Below are 5,558 nucleotides of genomic sequence, written 5' to 3'. Positions count from 1 at the left end.
CAATTGGAATAAAGCAATTATTTTTTATTCGATAATTGTTATATATAAATTATCGAGTTAGTTCTTTGATTATTGATTACTATAGGATTGAAAGGTGATGGATATGATATTAAAAAATTTAAATGATTCTATAGATTATATAGATCAGAATTTAACAAACAATTTAAATTTATATGATATAGCGAATTTTGTTGGTTTACCTGAGCAGCATTATAGAAATTTGTTTATATTTCTTACTGGTATCGGTTTATCTGAGTATATAAAAAAAAGAAAATTGTATTTTGCTAATAAAGATTTATTAAATAAAGAATCAGTAACGAGTGTAGCTATAAAATATGGATATTCAATTGATGGTTTTACAAAGTCTTTTAGAGATTGGAGTGGGTATTTACCATCTCAAATATATGAAAAACAAGTTTTAATTTCATATCCGAAACTTTCATTTGCTATTAATGTTAAAGGAGGAATAGGCATGAAAACTAGAATTGTAGATTTGCCAAAAATTAATATAGTAGGCGTAAAAAAACGTGTTCGTATGCAATACGAGGGTGTTAACAATGAAATTGAAGAACTAGCAAATAGTATTACTAATATACAAAAAGAAGAAATGAATAATTTACAAAACATTGAACCTAAAGAAATTGTAAATGTTTCATATGATGCTGATGAGAATTTTATTAAAGAAGAGGGTTATTTAACTCATATGATTGGTGTTATAACAACAGAAAACAATATAAGCGATCAACTTGATGTTATAAATATTGATGAAAGTAAATGGATAGTCTTTGAAAATGAAGGTAAATTTCCAAAAGTTTTACAAGACACATATGCTAAAATTTATTCTGAATGGTTGCCAGAAACAGAATATAAATTAGCTAATGTACCAATGTTTTCTTTTACTAAATTTAATGATTCAGATAGAGATAATGCTTATAGTGAAATTTGGGTCGCAGTTAATAATTGATTTTAGATATTTAAGGTTTTAGAAACGAGTTGAAAACGAGTTTCTTCTTGTCTTGATACTATATAGAAATAACTCGATTTTTAAATTATAGCCATAATCCTTGATACGTAAAGGATTATGGCTCCTTTTATAGTATCTTTTTAGTTTTTGTCCTTCTTAGCACGTTGTTTTTACTTTGGAGTTATAGTATCTCTTAAAACAACAAGTATAAAAAATAAACTACAATAAATAATTGACCCTATAGTTCCAACATCAATAACAAATATTAAAACTATATACCAAATAAGATTGATTACTATAATGAAATTAAAAATGGATCTTGACTTAGGTTTTATCATTTTTATCTTCACCATCTTTTATTTATTTTCTGGATTCATAAATATTGTAATGTGGCTTTTAAATATAAAGATAAATTAAACCAAAACTAAAATGATCAATATTAAACCTAAAATACCAAGTATCCAACCACTCTTTTTCTTTTTCAAAATTTCTGGGATAGATGCGATTGTAAATGCTATAAGAGAGAATAACATAGGTAAATAGCTATTATCCGAAAGTATAACCATATAAAAAATGGCGATAATTAATAATATAGCAACTAAGATATTAATCGCTTTAGTTAAAAAACTATATTTTTCTTCTTGTTTCAAAAAATCACCTTCGATGTTTAATATTCTTCAAAATTTTCTAAGATATATAAGCAGCTAATTGCTTATATATAACTATATTCCAAGTAAAGATAGAACATATAAAATAAAGAAAAGACCATAAAAGATTGTTAATATAACACGTTTCTCTAAAGTATATGCTAAGGAGCCCATACCAAAAGCTATAGCTATTAAAATATCATTAGTTTTTTCAAGAGGGCTTCCACCATAAAAATAATCAATTATTAGACGAAATATAAACAATAATATAGCTAATGTTACAAATACCCCACCTAAAATTTTTAAATTACTCGTTAGTTTCGTTTCGTTATTAGTTTTGTTCATTTTATAACCTCTTTTAAAACTATCAATTTTGAAAACTAAATCCATGTTGCTAAAATTACTATCTAAATTAACTTATTAATTGTTAGTCAATATGACTCAAAAATATTTAAATTTATTTCATATGGTAAGCAATTAATGAGATTTTTTCAAAGTAATCGTAATAAATTCTTTGGTTAAAATCATATTTAGGAAATGAAACCCTATCTTGTTTATTAATTAAATTTAAATGAAGTATAAGTGTATAAAATTGATGAATGAATGTTCTATTTTCATTAAGTAAATGACAAAATTTATGATTTTATTTTGGAAGCAGCTAGTGAAATCTTAATTTTATTTGAACCACTTTTTATATAGAAAATCTTGAATCGTTAAATTAAGAAAGCTACAAATTTGATCTATAACATCAAATTTTAAATAGGACTCATTGAAAGCAATGAGTCCTATTTTTCTTTCGGCATAATAGGTCGTTTTAAAAATTTATTAAGTGATTTTGCCAATTTTTTCGAGATAATTCTTCGTTAAGCCGTTTCATTTTTAGTTTATAAATTAGTTTTATTTTGAACACTCCTTTTGCTATAGATACATCTTAAATATAGTATAAAAATGAGTTTTTTAAATGTTCGATTCGGTATGTTTTTCATATCATGTAACTAAAAAAACTATATGGATTTTAGGAGCGTTTTAGAAAAAACGTAAAAATCGGTAAATATTTGGTAAGAGCATAAGGGAAATATGCTATCATTTGAAATGATAGGTCTGGCGAAGCCAGACATTTCAAGGGTTTAAATGGTTTGTGTTATGATATCAAAAAAATAGAAATGTCTCACTTTTGTGACACAACATATTGTGTTTGTCTCACCTTTGTGACACGATATATAGAAAATGTCACAAAGGTGAGACACCTTTTTTTGAAGGCATAATACTTTAATATCATTCTGGATTTCGTTTGAATTTCAAAATAATCTTAGTAAGTATATGTACGTAAAACATAAAAAAATAAGTAAAAAATTTTAAAAAAAGGAGTTCAAAATAATGAAGAAAGATTTACTAATTAGAGATGTAGATAGTGAGTTGTTAGATCGATTAAGTAGATTGGCTAAAGATAAAAATATATCAAGAAACAAATTAATTTTAGAGACTTTAGAGTTATTAGATCCACTTGAAAGTTATCAAAAATTATATGCAGAACAGTCACATCAGCAAGCGCAAAATACAAAAATTTTAAAAGAAGTTGCGAGTAAACAAGACAAAATTTTAGCATTACTTGAGTCAGTAGATTATTAAATATGAGAACAAAAGTTGGAAAAGTGTGAGCTATTTTATATTTAAAATGTATTGGAATTCAAAGCGTTCATGCAAAGAATAATTAACAAAAATATATCCTTTTTAACGCCAAAAGGAAACTTGATTGAAGATATAAATAAAGGTATAACAGAGAAGAATTAAAAGATTATTTATATCATAATGAGGTGCGAAAAGTGAGTGTAAAAGATATAGAATTTTGGATGAGTTTATACAATAATCTTAAAGATGTGTAGTTTACATTTGTGTATCGAACATGTATAAGAATTCTAAAGTACTACTTAGATAGTGATAGTAAAAAAATAGCAATCTAACATATACTTTGGTGAGTAAATAGAGTTTATTTAAACCTATTAGTATAATACAAATTACTGTTTTTTAGTGGACATACTAAAGCAACATGTTGCTTTTTATATTCTTATAAGTATGTAAAAAGCAAACAATATTATGATATTACTTTAAAGCATATATTATGTTTGCATAACTAATATATGCATAATGTATGCGTGCATACTGTATGCAAACAATTAGAAGAATTAAGTGTAAGTTACACAAATGTAATTCACACAAGTGTAACTTACACTTGTGTATAAAGCATATATAAGTTATTAAAGAGATTATGATGAGCTATATAAATTTATATTTAGAGGGATTAAAGGAACCGTAGTAAAAATCAAAAAGGTTTATCAACAAGAGGTACCTAAAAAATATTAAATAAATTACAAAAATAAACGGATCAATTCCACCAACGATAATAGTAGTTTGGTGGGATTGAGATGTTTTAATTAAGTATTTTTCAGTTTCTTTATTACTGTCTAGCTCTCTTACTTCATAAATACCTAATTTATTTTTTGTAAAGACTTCCTACTAAACTAGGAATAAATTGAACAGGTGATTTTATAATTAAGATGGTGATATCATCTGCTTTTTTAAATGTATAACTATAAAGAAGTGGAGAGAATGGTTTTCATAATTTAACTTATCCGAAGTGGATATGCTTAACAATTCACAGATGATATAATAATGAAGTCGCCTATCTCTCAGGCGTCAATTGACGTAGAGAGGAGGTGCATACGCGATGTCTGAAATCTTTGTAAACATCATGACCACAGCATCAAGTGGTTGTCTCGTTGCGCTATTTGCGCATTGGCTACGCAAGCGTAATGACGAATAGGCGACTAGTCACACCAAAAAATCCCCTTACTATGGCCGTAGTAAGGGGATTTGGTGCATACATGCCTGATAATCTTTGTTAATTGCATTATAACACCATAGTGGGTAGGAATGCAAAGTTCATAAAGTTTGAGCGTAAATATTATAATTACGGAGTTATTTTATTTATATCTGTAGTATATATAAATAGGAATAGGGTTAATGATATTTATAAAACATGCATTTTTAATTGATGTTTTAATAACTATACTGATATATGTTATATGTTATAAGAATCATTTTATAATAATGTGAGTCAGTAACATTTTTATATGGCTTAGAGAGGAAGTTTTAGAATGAAGAAGATGTTACGTATATCGATTTTCATAATAGTGGTCTCCATATTTATTGTTTTTAAATACTCTTATCAAATTGAGGGAATTCTAGAAGAATATCCAAATATTTTAAAAGCATTTGTAGCATTATTCACTCTCCTTACAACTGTTATCAGTCTTGTTATCGCATATAAATCATATGATAATAGCGTTAAGCAACAAGAAAAAGATAAAGAAGAAAAAAACAAACAGTTCGAAGAAAACAGCGATAGGATTATTAATAGTTTGAAATCTGATTTAGCAAAATATACTAGGAAAATAAATGTTTTTAGATTAGGATATACGAATTCAGATGTTGAATTCTCTGAACTTGCAAAAGAACTTTCTATAAAAAGTAATTTAGAGGAAATAGAAAAACTTACATCACAAGTGAGAAGTAGCAAAAGTACTGAACTTACTAAAATGGATGAAGTTAATATAGTCAATTTACATACTGCAAGTGATTCAGCTCTATTTTTATTTGATATTTATGAAAATACATCAAGGGAAAATGATGAGACTTTTGAAAAAGAAATTATAAAAGAACTTAACAAAATATGTAATATTGTTTTTTATACATCCTGATTATCGATAATATAGAATTTTGTAAATAATATATAGGCTAAGGAAGGTTCTGTTGCAAAGTTGAATTTATAGTATAATTTTAACAAAAAGGAGTCTTCTGTATGAACTATTTCAGATATAAACAATTTAACAAGGATGTTATCACTGTAGCCGTTGGCTACTATCTAAGATATGCATTGAGTTATCGTG

At 26.2% G+C, this 5,558-nt stretch carries 6 protein-coding genes and 1 pseudogene; 5 read left to right on the top strand and 2 right to left on the bottom strand.

Features of this window, described 5'->3' with window-relative positions; translation table 11 throughout:
- The first annotated feature begins 103 nt into the window (after positions 1 to 103).
- The gene (locus KA867_RS09670) at positions 104 to 964 is read left to right on the top strand and encodes an AraC family transcriptional regulator (protein WP_124212232.1); all 861 of its coding nucleotides are present in this window, start codon (positions 104 to 106) and stop codon (positions 962 to 964) included.
- 413 nt (positions 965 to 1,377) lie between these two features.
- Here the strand turns inward: KA867_RS09670 and KA867_RS09665 are convergent, their stop codons facing one another.
- Positions 1,378 to 1,614 (bottom strand): hypothetical protein, encoded by a 237-nt coding sequence (locus tag KA867_RS09665; RefSeq protein ID WP_194375760.1) that lies wholly within the window; start codon positions 1,612 to 1,614, stop codon positions 1,378 to 1,380.
- 72 nt (positions 1,615 to 1,686) lie between these two features.
- Positions 1,687 to 1,956: a hypothetical protein gene (locus tag KA867_RS09660; protein WP_194375759.1), complete on the bottom strand. Its 270-nt coding sequence runs from the start codon at positions 1,954 to 1,956 to the stop codon at positions 1,687 to 1,689.
- A gap of 1,032 nt (positions 1,957 to 2,988) precedes the next feature.
- Between KA867_RS09660 and KA867_RS09655 the strand changes: the two genes are divergently transcribed.
- From KA867_RS09655 to KA867_RS09640, 4 genes and pseudogenes are all read left to right on the top strand, one after another.
- Positions 2,989 to 3,240: a hypothetical protein gene (locus KA867_RS09655; RefSeq protein ID WP_070704322.1), complete on the top strand. Its 252-nt coding sequence runs from the start codon at positions 2,989 to 2,991 to the stop codon at positions 3,238 to 3,240.
- 1,096 nt (positions 3,241 to 4,336) lie between these two features.
- Positions 4,337 to 4,432, top strand: coding sequence for a type I toxin-antitoxin system Fst family toxin (locus KA867_RS09650; protein WP_194376095.1), 96 nt, complete (start codon positions 4,337 to 4,339; stop codon positions 4,430 to 4,432).
- A gap of 334 nt (positions 4,433 to 4,766) precedes the next feature.
- On the top strand, positions 4,767 to 5,369 hold the full coding sequence (locus tag KA867_RS09645; protein ID WP_194376094.1) for a hypothetical protein: 603 nt from the start codon (positions 4,767 to 4,769) through the stop codon (positions 5,367 to 5,369).
- 101 nt (positions 5,370 to 5,470) lie between these two features.
- Positions 5,471 to 5,558: pseudogene (locus KA867_RS09640) on the top strand (IS6 family transposase); the annotation flags it as partial.

This window comes from Staphylococcus sp. GDH8C109P (assembly GCF_017893405.1).
GTDB classification, from domain to species: Bacteria; Bacillota; Bacilli; order Staphylococcales; family Staphylococcaceae; genus Staphylococcus; species Staphylococcus cohnii.
The sequence above is the reverse complement of the archived record's forward strand: the minus strand, read 5'-3'. Positions and strand labels throughout refer to the sequence as shown.

Excerpts from the sequence above, each read along its gene's own strand:
- KA867_RS09660 (WP_194375759.1), bottom strand. The coding sequence starts at position 1,956 with ATGAACAAAACTAATAACGAAACGAAACTAACGAGTAATTTAAAAATT.
- KA867_RS09670 (WP_124212232.1), top strand. The coding sequence starts at position 104 with ATGATATTAAAAAATTTAAATGATTCTATAGATTATATAGATCAGAAT.
- KA867_RS09650 (WP_194376095.1), top strand. The coding sequence starts at position 4,337 with ATGTCTGAAATCTTTGTAAACATCATGACCACAGCATCAAGTGGTTGT.
- KA867_RS09645 (WP_194376094.1), top strand. The coding sequence starts at position 4,767 with ATGAAGAAGATGTTACGTATATCGATTTTCATAATAGTGGTCTCCATA.
- KA867_RS09655 (WP_070704322.1), top strand. The coding sequence starts at position 2,989 with ATGAAGAAAGATTTACTAATTAGAGATGTAGATAGTGAGTTGTTAGAT.